Source organism: Pseudomonas sp. Tav-5-1A (assembly GCF_055755055.1).
Genome location: NZ_CM146901.1, coordinates 678066 through 694010, shown reverse-complemented (window position 1 = coordinate 694010; position 15945 = coordinate 678066). Strand labels below are relative to the sequence as shown.

At 66.2% G+C, this 15945-nt stretch carries 14 protein-coding genes; 10 read left to right on the top strand and 4 right to left on the bottom strand.

Features of this window, described 5'->3' with window-relative positions; genetic code table 11:
• Positions 1–119: 119 nt before the first annotated feature.
• Genes cobJ through cobG form a run of 4 tightly spaced genes read right to left on the bottom strand, consistent with a single transcriptional unit; the run spans position 120 to position 4480 of the window.
• Positions 120–1820: a precorrin-3B C(17)-methyltransferase gene (gene cobJ, locus AC0J42_RS03220; protein WP_473005223.1), complete on the bottom strand. Its 1701-nt coding sequence runs from the start codon at positions 1818–1820 to the stop codon at positions 120–122.
• Positions 1820–2551 (bottom strand): precorrin-2 C(20)-methyltransferase, encoded by a 732-nt coding sequence (locus tag AC0J42_RS03215; protein WP_473006809.1) that lies wholly within the window; start codon positions 2549–2551, stop codon positions 1820–1822. Before AC0J42_RS03215 ends, cobJ begins: the two co-directional genes overlap by 1 nt.
• On the bottom strand, positions 2551–3177 hold the full coding sequence (locus AC0J42_RS03210; RefSeq protein ID WP_027979650.1) for a precorrin-8X methylmutase: 627 nt from the start codon (positions 3175–3177) through the stop codon (positions 2551–2553). The genes AC0J42_RS03215 and AC0J42_RS03210 overlap by 1 nt, the downstream gene beginning before the upstream one ends.
• Positions 3170–4480 (bottom strand): precorrin-3B synthase, encoded by a 1311-nt coding sequence (gene cobG, locus AC0J42_RS03205; RefSeq protein WP_473005222.1) that lies wholly within the window; start codon positions 4478–4480, stop codon positions 3170–3172. The genes AC0J42_RS03210 and cobG overlap by 8 nt, the downstream gene beginning before the upstream one ends.
• Before the next feature lie 110 nt (positions 4481–4590).
• Here cobG and cbiE point away from each other — a divergent pair, with 110 nt between their 5' ends.
• The 10 genes from cbiE to urtA all read left to right on the top strand — a co-directional run bounded on the left by cbiE (position 4591) and on the right by urtA (position 15804).
• Positions 4591–5802, top strand: coding sequence for a precorrin-6y C5,15-methyltransferase (decarboxylating) subunit CbiE (cbiE, locus tag AC0J42_RS03200; RefSeq protein ID WP_416422214.1), 1212 nt, complete (start codon positions 4591–4593; stop codon positions 5800–5802).
• Entirely contained in the window at positions 5795–6880 is a 1086-nt protein-coding gene (locus AC0J42_RS03195) for a cobalt-precorrin-5B (C(1))-methyltransferase (protein ID WP_416422213.1), read from the top strand. The genes cbiE and AC0J42_RS03195 overlap by 8 nt, the downstream gene beginning before the upstream one ends.
• On the top strand, positions 6877–7599 hold the full coding sequence (locus tag AC0J42_RS03190) for a cobalt-precorrin-6A reductase (protein WP_473005221.1): 723 nt from the start codon (positions 6877–6879) through the stop codon (positions 7597–7599). Before AC0J42_RS03195 ends, AC0J42_RS03190 begins: the two co-directional genes overlap by 4 nt.
• A gap of 164 nt (positions 7600–7763) precedes the next feature.
• Positions 7764–8210: a copper chaperone PCu(A)C gene (locus tag AC0J42_RS03185; protein WP_416422211.1), complete on the top strand. Its 447-nt coding sequence runs from the start codon at positions 7764–7766 to the stop codon at positions 8208–8210.
• Positions 8211–8213: 3 nt separating this feature from the next.
• Positions 8214–8615 carry a DUF2946 domain-containing protein gene (locus AC0J42_RS03180; protein WP_473005220.1) on the top strand — a complete coding sequence of 134 codons (402 nt, stop codon included), beginning with the start codon at positions 8214–8216 and terminating at the stop codon, positions 8613–8615.
• Positions 8616–8702: 87 nt separating this feature from the next.
• The gene (locus tag AC0J42_RS03175) at positions 8703–10760 is read left to right on the top strand and encodes a TonB-dependent copper receptor (protein WP_473005219.1); all 2058 of its coding nucleotides are present in this window, start codon (positions 8703–8705) and stop codon (positions 10758–10760) included.
• A 59-nt stretch (positions 10761–10819) separates the two neighbouring features.
• Positions 10820–12193, top strand: coding sequence for a PepSY-associated TM helix domain-containing protein (locus AC0J42_RS03170; protein WP_473005218.1), 1374 nt, complete (start codon positions 10820–10822; stop codon positions 12191–12193).
• 403 nt (positions 12194–12596) lie between these two features.
• Positions 12597–13409, top strand: a complete 813-nt coding sequence (locus AC0J42_RS03165; RefSeq protein WP_416422207.1) for a DUF3800 domain-containing protein — start codon at positions 12597–12599, stop codon at positions 13407–13409.
• Between the two features lie 312 nt (positions 13410–13721).
• The gene (locus AC0J42_RS03160) at positions 13722–13979 is read left to right on the top strand and encodes a DUF3077 domain-containing protein (protein WP_473005217.1); all 258 of its coding nucleotides are present in this window, start codon (positions 13722–13724) and stop codon (positions 13977–13979) included.
• A 559-nt stretch (positions 13980–14538) separates the two neighbouring features.
• Positions 14539–15804: an urea ABC transporter substrate-binding protein gene (gene urtA, locus AC0J42_RS03155; RefSeq protein ID WP_416422205.1), complete on the top strand. Its 1266-nt coding sequence runs from the start codon at positions 14539–14541 to the stop codon at positions 15802–15804.
• The last annotated feature ends 141 nt before the right edge of the window (positions 15805–15945 follow it).

Sequence of the window (15945 nt, the reverse complement as noted above, 5' to 3'; positions counted from 1 at the left end):
AGCAAGTTCGACATGAACCTGTTGCACGGCACATTAGTCAGGGAGCGGACGGCAAGGAATGGGGAAAGGCCGCGCAGGGGGCGCCGGCGACCTGCACGCACAGGTCGCCGGGGCAGGCTTCAGGGCTTGTCGCCATACCAGCGCGGGGTGTACACCCAACTTCCGCCTTCCGCACGGGGGAAGGCACAGGTGGTCGACGAGCCCACCAGCACCATGGTGCGCATGTCCACCTGCTCAGGCGTCAGCTCACCCAGGGTGATGTTGCGCAGGGTCTGCCCTGGGCGGCCGATGTCGCGGCCCAGCACCACCGGGGTGGCCGGGGTGCGGTGCAGGCGCACGATTTCCAGGGCGCGGCCCAGCTGCCAGGGGCGCGAGCGCGAGATGGGGTTGTAGAACGCCAGCGCCAGGTCGGCCTGGCAGGCCAGGTCCAGGCGCTTCTCGATGATGTCCCACGGTTTGAGGTTGTCCGACAGCGACATCACGCAGAAGTCATGCCCCAGCGGCGCGCCGGCCTGGGCGGCGGTGGCCAGGCTGGCCGAGACGCCCGGCAGGATCTCCAGCTCGACGTTGTGCCAGGCGCTGTCGCTGGACTCGTGCAGCGCTTCCAGCACCGCTGCCGCCATGGCGAACACGCCCGGGTCACCGGACGACACCACCACCACCGAGCGGCCCTGGGCCGCCAGTTCGAAGGCATGCCGGGCGCGCTGCATTTCCTCGCGGTTGTCGGTGCAGTGCATCACTTGGTCGGGGCGGAACGGGCCGGCCATGCGCACGTAGGTCTCGTAGCCAAGAATGTCGTTGGCACGCGCCAGTTCGGCCTTCACGGCCGGCACCATCAATTCTGCCGCGCCCGGGCCCAGGCCGATCACGGCCAGGCGGCCACGCACGCGGCCAATGCTGGCTACGTCCAGCGGCTGCTTGGCCACGGCAATCGCCAGTTGCGGGTTGACGCTGAGCGCCGGCAGCAGTTGCGGCACGGCCTGTTCGGCCAGGGCGCTGACGCTGGTTGCAGGCGCAGCGAAGCGCAGGGCCACGCCCAGTTCATTGGCGGCGTCACGCAGGGCGGCGCTGGCCATCTGCGTGTCGCTGGCCAGCAGGCAGGCCAGCGACGGCAGCGCGATACGCGCCTGCTGCAGCGCGGCGCGCACGCTGGCGGCTAGGTCCGCCAACTCGGCGTCCACGGCCACCAGCACGTTTTTCGGGTAGATCAGCAGCTCGTTGGCCGCCGGCTCACGGGCGGTGCAGCCCACGTGAATGGCCAGCTGCGCGTGCTCGTCCTCAGGCAGGTGGGCCTGGGCCAGCCACGGCGCGGCGCCTTCGATGCGCACGCTTTCGCCGGCCAGCAGGTCGCTGACAAAGCGCTTGCCCAGTTCCAGGTCTGCCAGGGCGTAGCCGGCGGGCGGGTTGAGCAGGCAGGTGCCAAAGCGCAGCTCGCCACTGGTGGTGATGGCCGCAGCCACCCCCAGCCCGGCACCCAGTTGCCGGGCGATGACGTTGACGCCGCCCAGGCCGCCGAGCAGCGGCACCACGGCGCTGCCGTCCTCGGCCACGGCCAGTACCGGCGGCTCGGCGCCCTTGTCGAGCAGCACGCTCGCCAGGCAGCGAATGACGATACCGGCGGCGCACAGGGCGATGATCGGCGTGTCCTGCTGGTACAGCTGGCGCAGGGTGTCGCCGAAGTCGTGGTATTCCCGGTCCGCGCCTTCCACCCGCGCGGCCAGGCCGTGGATCAGGGCGTCAGGGTAGATCTGCTGGATACGGCGCGCGGTGGCCAGGCTGCCATTGCCGAGGATGACGATGGCCGGTGCATTGGAATTCATCAGCCCTGCCACCTTTCGCCCGGAACAATGATCAGCGAGAAGTACGGCGACGACGTCGGGTCCACCTCACTGATGGGCACGATCTTCTGGTTGGCCATGGTCGCGCGTTCCACGTACAGCGCGCGCTCGGCCAGGCCCAGCTCGGCCAGCACCTCGCGCACCTTGGGGAAGTTGCGCCCCAGCTTCATGATCACTGCGGCGTCAGCGTCGGCCAGGCGGCGCTTGAGCTCGTCGGCCGGCAGCACCCCGGACAGCACCGACAGGCTCTGGTTGCGGTACACCAGCGGCGCACCCAGCACCGAGGCGCCACCGAGCATGGAGCACACGCCAGGAATGACCTGGGCCTCATAGCGGTCGGCCAGGCGGTCGTGCAGGTACATGTAAGAGCCGTAGAACATCGGGTCGCCTTCGCAGATCACCGCCACGTCGCGGCCGGCGTCCAGGTGCGCGGCCACGTCCAGGCTGGCGCTGTCGTAGAAGTCGCTGATCACCTGTTCATAGGACAGCGGCGCCGGCAACACCTCGGTGGTCACCGGGTACACCAGCGGCAGCAGGGTCTGCGCCTGTTGCAGGTGCGCCTCGATGATGCCGAAGGCGTTGCCCTTCTTGCCCTTGGCGACGAAATAGGCCACCACCGGCGATTCACGCAGCAGGCGCAGGGCCTTGACCGTGATCAGTTCCGGGTCGCCCGGGCCTACGCCCAGGCCCAGCAAACGTCCGCGAGCCTGCATCATTCGACCTCCGTGGCCAGGGCATTGACCGCAGCCGAGGCCATGGCGCTGCCGCCGCGGCGGCCTTCGACGATCACGAACGGAATGCCACGGCTGTCAGCGGCGAGCATGGCCTTGGATTCGGCGGCGCCGACGAAGCCCACCGGGAAGCCGAGGATCAACGCTGGCTTCGGCGCACCGGCGTCGATCATTTCCAGCAGGTAAAACAGTGCGGTCGGCGCGTTGCCGATCACCACCACCGCGCCTTCCAGGTGCGGGCGCCACAGCTCCAGGGCCACCGCCGAGCGGGTGTTGCCCAGCTCCTGGGCCAGGGCCGGCACGCTTTCGTCGCGCAAGGTGCAAATCACTTCGTTGTTGGCGGGCAGGCGCGCGCGGGTAATGCCCTCGGCCACCATGCGCGCGTCGCAGAGGATCGGCGCGCCCTTGGCCAGCGCGTCACGGCCGGCCTTGCCGGCACCGGGCGAGAAGCGCAGGTACTGCACCACGTCCACCAGGCCGCAGGCGTGGATGACCCGCACGGCGAGTTTCTCCAGGTCTGCGGGGATGCCGCTCAGGTCCGCCTCTGCGCGAATAATGGCGAAGGAGTTGCGATAGATCTCCTGACCGTCGCGGATGTAATCAATCATGGTGTTGCTCCGTGGGCAGGCGTGCCAGCAGTTCGCTGGCGGCGTGCAGGTCTAGATTGCGCGCGCGCAGGGCACCGAAGCCCGGTTGCCCGGCGTCACGCAGATACAGGTCGTAATGGCCGGCCGAGGTGGCCAGCAGGGTGGCCGGCGCCACATGGGCGGCGGCGCAGGATCGGGGGCAGCCACTCAGGTGCACGGCTTGCGGGCCAGGCAGCAGGGTGGCCAGCAGGCGAGCGTCGGCCTTGGTATCGGCCAGGCCCTTCTTACAGCCGTCGCTGCCGGTGCAGGCGATCAGTTGCGCCAGCGGCTCGCTGGCGCTGCACAGCAGGCCCAGCGCCCGCAGGTCGGCAGTCAACGCCGGGGCGTTTTCCACGTTGGGGATGACCAGGCTTTGCCAGGGCGTCAGGCGCAGGCTGCCGTCGCCATATTGCTCGGCCAGCCGGGCCAGCCCGCGCAGCATCGGCGGATCAAGGCGGCCCAGGGCTGGCGCAGCGCCGACGAACAGCTTGCCCGCCTGGCGCTGTGGATAAGTGCCCAGGCAGCCGCTGCCGGCCTTGGGCACCGGGAACGGCCCCAGGCGCATCGTGACGGCCAGCGGCGCAATGAACGCCTGGGCGCTGACGTGCTCCAGCACATGGCGCATGCGCGTCTGCTCGGGGCTGGCAAGGTCGAGGAAGCGCTCCAGCACGGCCATCACCAGGTCATGGCCCTGGTGCAGCGGCACCGCCGCCAGCGCCTGGCCTGGGCAACCCGCCAGGCCGAAGCCGAGCCAGGTGTCGCCATCCAGCTGCACCGGCGCCAGCCACAGGTCATGGGCGTGCTCGTGCATGGCCAGGGCCTCGCCGCCGTCCAGCAGCACGGCGAACTTGGCCGACAGCTCATGCAGGCGCTCGCGCTGTTGCAGGCTGTCGAGGATCTGCGCGGCCAGCGGGCGGGTGTCGAACAGCATCTGCGGGTCGATGCCGGCGCTGGGGCTGAGCATCAGGTTGCGCACGTCGTCGCCACCACTGCTGCCGCTGTTGCGTGGCCCCAGCCCTGCGGCCAGCAGGCCTTCGAGCATGGCCGGGTGTGAGCCGCGAATGCCGCGGATCTGCAGGTTGGCGCGGTTGGTGGCCTCGATCACGCCGCCGGCGAAGCGCTCGGCGGCATCGGCCACGGCGCGCGCCTGCACGGCACTCAGCTCCCCCCCGGCCAGCTTGATGCGGCAGATGCCGCCATCCAGCGCCTGGACGATGCGCAACAACCCCGGGCAGGCCGAGGGGCGGATCGAGGCAGCGGGCTGGGGTGGGCTCAAGAGGGGCATCCGGCAATCGTGAAAAGGCGTTGTCAGTGTAGAAGGCGCGGTATTATGCCTGCTTTGTCCGAGCGCATGAAAAGCCTGCCGGTCGGATTAGCTGGTTATGAGGAAGATTCATGTCACCCTGGCTGACTATCGTGGGGATTGGCGAGGACGGTTACCCCGGCCTCGGCAAGGCCGCGCGCCACGCCCTGTTGAACGCCACACGTGTTTTCGGCAGCCCGCGCCAGCTCGAATTGCTGCCCCACTGCATCCGCGCCGAGCGCCAGCAGTGGCCTAGCCCATTCTCCCTGGCACCGGTGCTGGCGTTGCGTGGCAGCCCTGTGTGCGTGCTGGCCAGCGGCGACCCGATGCTGTTCGGCGTGGGCGCCAGCCTGGCGCGCCAGGTGGCCGAAGACGAACTGCTGATTCACCCGGCGCCCTCGTCGCTGTCCCTGGCCGCCGCCCGCCTGGGCTGGCCGTTGCAGGACGTGGTGACGTTGTCGGTGGTCGCGCGCCCGGTGGCGGCGCTGAACGCACAACTGGCCAACGGCGTGCGCCTGCTGGTGCTGAGCAACGACGGCAGCAGCCCTGCCGCCATCGCCAGCCTGCTGCGCGAGCGCGGCTACGGCGCCAGCCTGATGACCGTTCTGGAACACCTGGGCGGCCCGGCTGAACGCCGCGTGGCCTTTGCCGCCAACGACTGCCCCGAGGCGCCCGTGGCCGACCTCAACGTGGTGGCCATCGACTGCCGCGCCGCCCTCGACGCCCCGCGCCTGTCGCGCCTGGCTGGCCTGCCCGACAGCGCCTTCCGTCACGACGGCCAACTCACCAAGCGCGACGTGCGCGCCATCACCCTCGCCCGCCTGGCGCCGCAGCCCGGCGAACTGTTGTGGGACGTGGGCGCCGGCAGCGGCTCCATCGGCATCGAGTGGATGCGCGCGCACCCCAGCTGCCGCACCCTTGCGGTCGAAAGCGACGACGGCCGCCAGCAGTTGATCGAGCACAACCGCGACGCCCTGGGCGTGCCCGGCCTGCAACTGGTCCGTGGCCGCGCGCCCCAGGCGCTGGAAGGCCTGGAACGCCCGGACGCGATCTTCATCGGCGGCGGCGTCACCCGCGAGGGCGTATTCGACGCCTGCTGGCAGCAACTCAAGCCCGGCGGCCGCCTGGTGGCCAACGCCGTCACCCTGCAAAGCGAGCTGGCCCTGGCCCACTGGCGCGAGCAGCACGGCGGCGACCTCACCCGCATCCACGTGGCCCAGGCGCAGCCGCTGGGCGCGTTCGACACCTGGCGCCAAGCGCTGCCCATCACCCTGCTGGAACTGGTCAAACCCCTCGATGCGTGACGAAACCGCCGAACAACCCGCGCCCCTGCGCAGCGGCCTGACCACCGGCAGCTGCGCCACCGCCACCAGCCTTGCCGCCGCGCGCCTGCTGTTGACCGGCCAGGCACTGGACGCCGCGCAAATCACCTTGCCCAAGGGCAAGCAGGTGGAAATGCGCCTGGAGTTCTGCCGGCTGCTGGATGGCGGCGCCGAAGCCGGCACCTTGAAAGACGCTGGCGACGACCCGGACGTGACCCACGGCGCCCTGCTGTACTCACAGGTACGCCTGATCGACGCCGGCATCCGCTTCGTCGCCGGTGACGGCGTGGGCACCGTCACCCGCCCCGGCCTGGTGCTGGGCGTGGGCGAGCCGGCGATCAACCCGGTGCCACGGCGCATGATCACCGAGCATCTGACCGCCCTCGCGACGGAATGCGGCTACACCGGCGGCTTCGAAGTGACGGTCAACGTGCAGGACGGCGCCGCCCTGGCGCTGAAGACCATGAACCCGCGCCTGGGCATCCTCGGCGGTCTGTCCATCCTGGGCACCAGCGGCATCGTCCGGCCGTTCTCCTGCGCGGCCTACATCGCCTCGATCCACCAGGGCATCGACGTCGCCACCACCAATGGCTACATGCACATCGCCGCCTGCACCGGCAACGCCAGCGAAGACACCATGCGCCGGGTGTACAACCTGCCGGAAATAGCCCTGATCGAGATGGGCGACTTCGTCGGCGCGGTGCTCAAGCACCTGCGCAAGGTGCCTGTGGATAAGCTCAGCCTGTGCGGCGGCTTCGGCAAGATCAGCAAGCTGGCGGCCGGGCACATGGACCTGCACAGCCGCCATTCGAGCATCAACTTGGAGCAGTTGGCACAGTGGGCGGCCGATATCGGCGCCGATGCCGACCTGCAGGCCGCCATCCGCGCCGCCAACACCAGCCAGCAAGCCTTGGCCATGGCCAGCGCGGTCGGGGTCAAGCTGGGTGATGAAGTGTGCCGCCATGCCCTGGCCTTCGCCCGCAGCGTGGTGCCGGCGCAGGTGCAGGTCGAAGTCTTCGCCATCGACCGAGTCGGTGGCATCGTCGGGGAAGCGCGTTGAAACGAATTTTGCTGCTGGGCGGCGTCACCGAGGCGCTGGCGATTGCCCGCACGCTGGGGCCTGAACATATCTACAGCCTGGCGGGCGTGGGCCGCGTGCCCACGGACCTGCGCTGCCAGGTGCGAGTGGGTGGTTACGGCGGAGCCGAGGGGCTGGCGGCGTTCATTCGCGCCGAAGGCATTGAACTGCTGATCGATGCCACCCACCCCTATGCCGCGCAAATCAGTACCAACGCCGTATCGGCCGCGGCGCTTGCCGGGGTGCCCTGCTGGGCCTTGCGCCGCCCGGCCTGGCAGGCACAGGCCGGCGATGACTGGCGCGAGTTCGACGGTTGGCCGGCGTTGATCGAGACGTTGAAGCCATTCGAACGCCCCTTGTTCACCTTGGGCCGCGAACCGCTGCAGCATTTGCACGAGATTCCCGAGCATCAATTCTGGACCCTGCGCGCGCTGGAAAGCTGCCCCGGCAACGAACGCTGCGAAGTGATCGGCGCGCGCGGGCCGTTCCATCTCGAGGATGAGCGGGCGTTGTTCGAGCGGCGGCAGATTGATGTGTTGATCAGCAAAAACAGTGGTAGCGGTGCCACCGAGCCGAAGCTTGAGGTGGCGAGGGAGTTGCGTGTGCCGGTATTGATCCTGGCTCGGCCGCCGCTACCTGCCGCCGACCGAGAATTCAATTGTGTCACCGCATTGCTCGAAGCGCTGTCATCCCACCCGTAGCCGCTGCCGAAGGCTGCGCTGGCCCTATACCTCGCTGGAAATCTCCAGGGTTCACACCGGCCAGCGCAGCCTGGCGGCAGCGGCTACAGTGGATGCGCGCCACGGGTGTATCGTGGATAATCCCCCGCTGCCGTCATCCCACACGCTGCTCATGGAAAGCCACCATGCTCAAGAAAGTGCTGTTAGCGTTGACCCTGCTGTTGCCCGCCTTCATGGCCCAGGCCAAGGACATCCAGGTGCTGCAACCCTGGTCCCAGGAACTGCCACCCAACGCCCCCACCGTGGCGGCGTATTTCACCCTTCGCAACGACGGCAACAGCGCCGACCGCCTGCTGGGGGCCGACAGCCCGATTGCCGGCAGCGCCGAGATCCATCAGCACATGGACAGCGACGGCATGATGAAAATGGCCCCCGTGGAAGCCGTGAACATCGGCGCCGGCGAGCAGGCCACCTTCCAGCCCATGGGCTACCACGTGATGCTGCTCAACCTCAGCGACCGCAGCCAGTTGCAGGATGGCGGGCACTTCCCGCTGACACTACACTTCAAGCAAGCCGGTGATATCACCGTGCAAGTAGTGGTCATGAAGCAGCCCCCGGTAGCCAACCCCTAAGCCATGAGCCGCGCGCACCACCACAGGCCCCATGCCCCGCCCAATCGGCGGGCGACCTGGCTGAGCCTGTTCGCCATGCTGATGATGTTCATCGGCCCGCTGGTTTCCCAGTCGATGCCGATGGACCACGACCGCGCCATGCCCATGGAAATGTCCATGGACATGCCGGGCATGGACATGGGCGGCCATCATGGCGACCCCTCGCTGCACCCCATCTGGGAAAAGTGCGGCTATTGCAGCCTGTTCTTCCACACCCCGGCCCTGCCCCAGGCGCCCGGCTACCTGCCACTGGCCAAGCCACTGCCGGTGGCCGGCCTCATCGCCCCCACCCGCCAGGGCCACGCCGCCCAGGCCGTGTTCCCCGGCGCCCGTACCCGCGCCCCGCCTGCCATCCGCTTCGCCTAGCCCCTGCTCACGTCGTGTTTCCCACGCTGCCCTCGCGGCGGCTGGCGTGCACCCGTGCCTTTGTGACTGATCGAAGTTGGATAAACCATGTCCAGGTCTACTGCTACCTTGTTGCTGTCCCGCAAACGGACGGCCGCCGCGCTGTGCGGCACACTTTTCTGCCCTGCGGCCTTCGCCGCGGAATTGATTGACGCCACCGAGCTGAGCCCCACGGTGATCACCGCCGTGGCGCCCAGCTCGCCCCTGACCGTGGTCACCAACCCCAAGGACCCGCGCCAGCCGGTGCCGGCCAGCGATGGCGCCGACTACCTGAAAACCATTCCCGGCTTCTCGGCCATCCGCAGCGGCGGCACCAATGGCGACCCGGTGCTGCGCGGCATGTTCGGCTCGCGGCTGAACATCCTCACCAACGGCGGCAACGTGCTGGGCGCCTGCCCCAACCGCATGGACGCGCCCACCTCGTATATCGCCCCGGAAACCTTCGACCGCCTGACCGTGATCAAGGGCCCGCAAACCGTGCAATGGGGCCCCGGTGCTTCGGCAGGCACCATCCTGTTCGAGCGCGAGCCCGAGCACTTCGGCACGCTGGGCAGCCGCTTCAATGCCAGCGTGCTGGCCGGCTCCAACGGCCGCTTCGATAAAGTGGTGGATACCGCCGTGGGCAATGCCGACGGCTACGCCCGCTTCGTCGGCAACACCTCCCAGGCCGATGACTACAAGGACGGCAACGGCGACACCGTGCCCTCACGCTGGAACAAATGGAACGGCGACGTCGCCCTGGGCTGGACGCCCGACGCCGACACCCTGCTGGAGCTGACCGCCGGCAAGGGCGATGGCGAATCGCGCTACGCCGGCCGCGGCATGGACGGCACCCAGTTCAAGCGCGAAAGCCTGGGCCTGCGCTTCGAGAAGTCGAACATCGGCGAGGTGCTGGACAAGGTCGAGGCCCAGGTCTACTACAACTACGCCGACCACGTGATGGACAACTACACCCTGCGCACCCCGTCCGGCACCGGCATGATGGCTGGTGCCATGGCCAGCAACCCCGACCGCCGCACCCTGGGCGCACGCATCAAGGCGACCTGGAAGTGGGCCGACTGGCAACTGCTGAGCGGCATCGACGCGCAGACCAGCCAGCACCGCAAGCGCAGCGCCATGGGCGTGGACGCCTACAAGGACGTGCCGCGCAGCAAGGATGCCGACATGCAGGACGTCGGCGTGTTCAGCGAGCTGACCTGGTACGCCAGCGGCAACGACCGCGTCATCGGCGGCGCCCGCGTGGACCGCGCCCAGGCGCGCGACTATCGGCAAACCACCGGCTCAGGCATGAGCGCCATCGCCAACCCCACCGCCGATCAGACCCGCGAGCAAACCCTGCCCAGCGGTTTCCTGCGGTACGAGCACGACCTGGCTGCTCTCCCCGCCACCACCTACATTGGCCTGGGCCACGTACAGCGCTTCCCGGATTACTGGGAGCTGTTCTCGCCCACCTCCGGCCCCGGCGCGGTCAACGCCTTCCACGACCTGAAACCGGAAAAAACCACGCAACTGGACTTCGGCGTGCAGTACAAGACCGAACGGCTGGATGCCTGGGCCTCCGGCTACGTCGGCCAGGTGCGCGACTTCATCCTGTTCGACTACAGCGGCATGAGCTCCCAGGCCCGCAACATCGACGCCCGCATCATGGGCGGCGAACTGGGCGCCGCCTACCGGCTCACCGAGCGCTGGAAAGCCGACGCCACCCTGGCCTACGCCTGGGGCAAGAACAGCAGCGACGGCCGCGCCCTGCCGCAAATGCCACCGCTGGAATCACGCCTGGGCCTGACCTACGCCCAGGACAACTGGAGCGCCGGCGCCTTGTGGCGCCTGGTGGCTGCGCAGGACCGCGTGGACATCAACGCCGGCAACGTCGTCGGCAAGGACTACGAAAAAAGCCCCGGCTTCGGCGTGTTCTCGCTCAACGGCGCCTACCGCATCAACCCGCACCTGAAGGTCAGCGCCGGCGTCGACAACCTGCTCGACAAAACCTATTCCGAGCACCTGAACCTGGCGGGCAACGCCGGCTTCGGCTACCCGGCCAGCGACCCGCAGGCGGTCAACGAAACCGGCCGCACGCTGTGGACCAAGGTTGATTTCAGCTTCTGAACCCTTTCGGCGGCGCGCCTGGATCGCGCCGCCTTTTTGCTACCGTGGAGCGCTCCGTGATGAGCAAGCCAACTACTAATTTCTACAACCTGGCCTGGCGCTGGCACTTCTACGCCGGGCTGTTCGTCGCCCCCTTCATGATCCTGCTGGCGATCACCGGCATCATCTACCTGTTCAAACCGCAGCTCGACCCGCTGATGTATCGCTCGCTGATGATCGTCGCCCCCGCCGAGCACACGCTCAGCGCCGATGAACTGATGCAACGCGTGCACAGCCGTTATCCACAGGACGGCATCACCCAATACCTGCCGGCCACCGCCGCCGACCGCAGCGCGCAGTTCGTGCTGAGCGCCAAGGGGCGTGAACTGAACGTGTTCATCAACCCCTACACCGGCGCAGTGCTGGGCGACCAGGACGCCAAACTCAACCTGCAGGCCATCGCCCGTGCCCTGCATGGCGAGCTGATGATCGGCACCGTCGGCGACCGCCTCGTCGAACTGGCCGCTGGCTGGGGCATTGTGCTGGTGGTGTCGGGCCTGTACCTGTGGTGGCCGCGCGGCAAGGCCGGCGCCGGCGTGCTGTGGCCGCGCCTTAACGCCCGCGGCCGACTGTTCTGGCGCGACCTGCATGGCGTGCTGGGCTTCTGGGGCTCGGCGTTCCTGCTGCTGATGCTGCTCAGCGGCATGACCTGGACCGGCCTGTGGGGCAAGCAATTCGCCCAGGTGTGGAACACCTTCCCCGCCGCCATGTGGGACAACGTGCCCACGTCCGACGTGCAGGCGGGCGAGCTGAACAAGGCCAACCGCCAGACCGTGCCGTGGGCGCTGGAAAACACGCCGATGCCCATGTCCGGCGGCGCCCATGCCGAGCACATGGCCCATGGTGGGCACATGCAGATGCCAGCCGATCCGTTGATCAGCCTGCAGCAGGTGGTCGACCTGGCCACCGCGCATCGCGTCGAGCCGGGCTACAGCATCACCCTGCCCACCACCGATACCGGTGTGTTCACCGTCTCGGTGTTCGCCGACGACCCGCACAACGACGCCACCCTGCACGTCGACCAATACACCGGGCAAGTACTGGCCAACGTCGGCTGGAAAGACTACGGCCCCGTCGCCCGCGCCACCGAAGCCGGGGTGATGCTGCATGAAGGGAAAATGTTCGGGCCGTTCAACCAGATCGTGATTCTGCTGGTGTGTTTGATGATCCTGCTGGGCTCGGCGAGCGGCCTGATCATGTGGTGGAAACGCCGGCCGGTGGGGCAACTGGGGGTACCGCCGCTGCGGCATGATTTGCCGAAATGGAAAGTGGCGATCGGCATCATGGTTGCGCTGGGGGTGATGTTTCCGCTGGTGGGGGTGTCGTTGGCGGTGGTGTGGGCAATCGAGTGGGCGTTGGCGCGTATTCCAAGCTCGAGCGCGGTGCACTCGTAGCAACCCAATCTGGAGACCTGCGAACAAGGCTGGCAGCGCGGTTCTCACAGGCCATGGCCTGTGGGATTCGCGCTGCCGGCCTTGTTTGCACCGCATCAGAACGCGTTGCTGCGAAAACGTCCTACAAGGTAACGTCATTTTCAGAAATGTCTGACTTGAGGCATGAGGTATCCATGGATAGCCTCGTACGGGTGTACACGACTGCCGCCTGCGACAGCAACATCCGGACACAAGGAAAGCCTTCAAAAGCCATGGAATCCCATCATTGCGTATTGACCCAACGGCCGCTTCAGGCCCATCATTTACCTAACGCATGGGTTCATACCCGTGCCTACCTTCCGAGGCCCGCTGGAGAGAAATCTCAGCGGGCTTTCGTGTTTCTGGAGCAAGGACTTCGCTCTCAGTGACGCATTATATTGTTTACCTCGACGAATTCGGGCACGTCGGCCAGTACGTGTCCCGCATCCATCCAAAATTCAAGACCAGTCCCGTATTTGGCCTTGGCGGCCTTCTACTACCCGCTACGCAGGTGCGTGAATTCGCTATTTATTTCTACCGAATGAAGTGCCAGTTGCTTGCTTGGGATCTACTGAACCACAACCCGCAAAACCTTCCGGCGTACCAATGGGAAAAGAAGGGGTCGCAACTCTACTCGCTTCGAAATGTTGTCCAATATAAGGCACTGAGACGCGCGACATTTCGACTCCTCCAACACATCAGCAAGCTTGGCGGGCATGTGTTCTACACAGGCGAGGAAAAGACAACCGATCCTGCGACGCATGATTCAACGGAAACGTTTAAACGCCAATTACTGCAATCTGTACGTAAAGTCGACCGTTTCTGCAGCTCGCAGGGAGCCACATTCATTCTGGTTCTCGATGAACAAAAAGCGGGTAACGAATGGCGGGAAAAAAATGTTGAGGCCTGCACGTTAGCGATGTTTGAGGACGCCTCTGAAAAATGCAGAACGATGATTGAACCGCCCCTTCAAGGCGAAAGTTACTTGTTTCAGACGCTCCAGTGCGCAGATTGGATCTGCGGTTTGATCGGTCGCATTACCGCGCTAGCCGTAGCCCCAGCTGAGTTCGAAGACTGGCAGCCATTCGACAAATACTTTTCCACACGCATTTGCGAGGTAGCCACGCCATGCAGCGGATTGGAAAGCCTAGGGATAAGACAGGTTTCGCTGATGGATTCCGAGCGCCTTTTGGCGTGAAAAAGCGTTTACGTCCTACAAGGTAACGTCATTTTCGGAAACGTCTGACTTGAGGTCATGGGGCACCAGGGATAGCCTCCCCGGGTCGCTGAAATCAGCGGCCAGGCGTGCAAGCCTGAACCACATCAACAGCAACTGTTAGAATCGTCGCTGGCGTATTCGTACGCCACGATGATGCTCATGGTAGCTGTTCGCGGGAGGGGTCAACCCTGCCGGAAGTGGTGTGGTCCGGTCTTGCACACCTGCGAACAGCTGCCACCCAACCGTGTGCAAGCGGCAGGGTGGGCCATCCACATCATTGAGTTTTTTACCATGAGCTTCGATTTACCCACCACGCGCCTCCACCACTTCGGCCCCCTGGACCGAAACAACCAACGCCTCTTCTCCGTCCGCACAGGCACGAACGCCGACGACGCGCTTGCCCATGCCTCGCTGTTGCTCGGCTACGCCGGGGCCATTGCCTATGAAGCCGCCGACTGCGATGGCGTGGACGGCAAGTTGCTGGCCCGCGGCGTCATTCCATTGATTGATGCCGCCAAGGCGCTGGTGGACGCCTGCACCGCAGGCTGATCGCGGCGGGGCCGGACGCCGCCTGGCGGCAGCTGCTACGAACCGTGTGGCAGCAACTGTCTTGAAACGGCGTCGTCTGCATCGCGACTAAAGTCGGCTCCTACGCCGCCCGTGGTAGGAGCCGGCCTTGGGCGCGATGCAGGCGACGCGATAGACAAGGTACACGGGGCCCGTAGGCCGCGTCCGCAGGCGCCGCGCATTCCCTGCCATACCGCGCGGCAGCTGCTATGCGAGTTCGGTGTAGCCGCTGCCGAAGGCTGCGCTGGCCCTTCTTCACGCTGAAAATCTTCAGTGCACGCCGGGGCCAGCGCAGCCTGGCGGCAGCGGCCGCAGGCCGCGTCCGTGAATGTTCAGCAATACCGCTAGCAATGCACCAGCAACGCTCAACCCCACGCACCACCGCGCCAAACGCGCACCAGCCCGGTGCAGGCCTACGACCTCCACCGCCCTCAAAGCGCCATCCCACGGCCCCGCACCACTTCGGCACACCCCTTGCAATCTCCCTGGCAGAAGTCGCCATCTGCCCCACTAAAAAATCAAATCATTTGGAGATTGCACCATGAAGCGTCGTAGCTTGATCAAGGCGTTTACCCTCACGGCGTCCATCGCCGCCATGGGCATGAGCTGGACTATCCAGGCCGCCGAGACCATCAAGGTCGGTATCCTGCATTCGCTGTCGGGCACCATGGCAATTTCCGAAACCTCGTTGAAAGACGTGGCGCTGATGACCATCGACGAGATCAACGCCAAGGGCGGCGTCAACGGCAAGAAGCTGGAACCGGTGGTGGTGGACCCTGCGTCCAACTGGCCGCTGTTCGCCGAAAAGGCCCGCCAGCTGCTGACCCAGGACAAAGTGGCCGTGGTGTTCGGCTGCTGGACCTCGGTGTCGCGCAAGTCGGTGCTGCCGGTGTTCGAAGAGCTCAACGGCCTGCTGTTCTACCCGGTGCAGTATGAAGGCGAAGAAATGTCGCCGAACGTGTTCTACACCGGCGCGGCGCCGAACCAGCAGGCCATTCCTGCCGTGGAATACCTGATGAGCGAAGACGGCGGCAGCGCCAAGCGCTTCTTCCTGCTGGGCACCGACTACGTCTACCCACGCACCACCAACAAGATCCTGCGCGCCTTCCTGCACTCCAAGGGCGTGAAGGACAGCGACATCGAAGAGGTCTACACCCCGTTCGGCCACGCCGATTACCAGACCATCGTCGCCAACATCAAGAAGTTCTCGGCCGGTGGCAAGACTGCGGTCATCTCCACCGTCAACGGCGACTCCAACGTGCCGTTCTACAAGGAACTGGCCAACCAGGGCCTGAAGGCGACCGACGTGCCGGTGGTGGCGTTCTCGGTGGGCGAGGAAGAACTGCGCGGCATCGACACCAAGCCTTTGGTGGGCAACCTGGCCGCCTGGAACTATTTCGAGTCTGTGGATAACCCGGTCAACACCAAGTTCGTCGCCGACTGGAAAGCCTACGCCAAGGCCCACAACCTGCCGGGCGCCGACAAGGCGGTGACCAATGACCCGATGGAAGCCACCTACGTGGGCATCCACATGTGGGCCCAGGCCGCCGAGAAAGCCAAGTCCACCGATGTGGATAAAGTGCGCGAAGCCATGGCCGGCCAGACCTTCGCCGCGCCGTCGGGCTTCACCCTGACCATGGACAAGACCAACCACCACCTGCACAAGCCGGTGATGATCGGCGAGATCCAGGACGACGGTCAGTTCAACGTGGTGTGGCAGACCAAGGAGCCGATCCGCGCCGAGCCGTGGAGCCCGTTCATTCCAGGCAACGACAAGAAGCCGGACTACGCAGTGAAGAGCAACTAACCCCCCCAACGTAGCCGCTGCCGAAGGCTGCGCTGGCCCTGCGCCCCGCTGGAGATTTTCAGCGTACTCAAGGGCCAGCGCAGCCTGGCGGCAGCGGCTACGGGTGTGAAGCCGCCGATTTTTTCCGCTTTTCAGGACGCT

Excerpts from the sequence above, each read along its gene's own strand:
- AC0J42_RS03215 (WP_473006809.1), bottom strand. The coding sequence starts at position 2,551 with ATGCAGGCTCGCGGACGTTTGCTGGGCCTGGGCGTAGGCCCGGGCGAC.
- urtA (WP_416422205.1), top strand. The coding sequence starts at position 14,539 with ATGAAGCGTCGTAGCTTGATCAAGGCGTTTACCCTCACGGCGTCCATC.
- AC0J42_RS03180 (WP_473005220.1), top strand. The coding sequence starts at position 8,214 with ATGAGCCGCGCGCACCACCACAGGCCCCATGCCCCGCCCAATCGGCGG.
- cobJ (WP_473005223.1), bottom strand. The coding sequence starts at position 1,820 with ATGAATTCCAATGCACCGGCCATCGTCATCCTCGGCAATGGCAGCCTG.
- AC0J42_RS03160 (WP_473005217.1), top strand. The coding sequence starts at position 13,722 with ATGAGCTTCGATTTACCCACCACGCGCCTCCACCACTTCGGCCCCCTG.
- AC0J42_RS03170 (WP_473005218.1), top strand. The coding sequence starts at position 10,820 with ATGAGCAAGCCAACTACTAATTTCTACAACCTGGCCTGGCGCTGGCAC.
- AC0J42_RS03185 (WP_416422211.1), top strand. The coding sequence starts at position 7,764 with ATGCTCAAGAAAGTGCTGTTAGCGTTGACCCTGCTGTTGCCCGCCTTC.
- AC0J42_RS03195 (WP_416422213.1), top strand. The coding sequence starts at position 5,795 with ATGCGTGACGAAACCGCCGAACAACCCGCGCCCCTGCGCAGCGGCCTG.
- cobG (WP_473005222.1), bottom strand. The coding sequence starts at position 4,480 with ATGCCCCTCTTGAGCCCACCCCAGCCCGCTGCCTCGATCCGCCCCTCG.
- AC0J42_RS03210 (WP_027979650.1), bottom strand. The coding sequence starts at position 3,177 with ATGATTGATTACATCCGCGACGGTCAGGAGATCTATCGCAACTCCTTC.
- AC0J42_RS03175 (WP_473005219.1), top strand. The coding sequence starts at position 8,703 with ATGTCCAGGTCTACTGCTACCTTGTTGCTGTCCCGCAAACGGACGGCC.
- cbiE (WP_416422214.1), top strand. The coding sequence starts at position 4,591 with ATGTCACCCTGGCTGACTATCGTGGGGATTGGCGAGGACGGTTACCCC.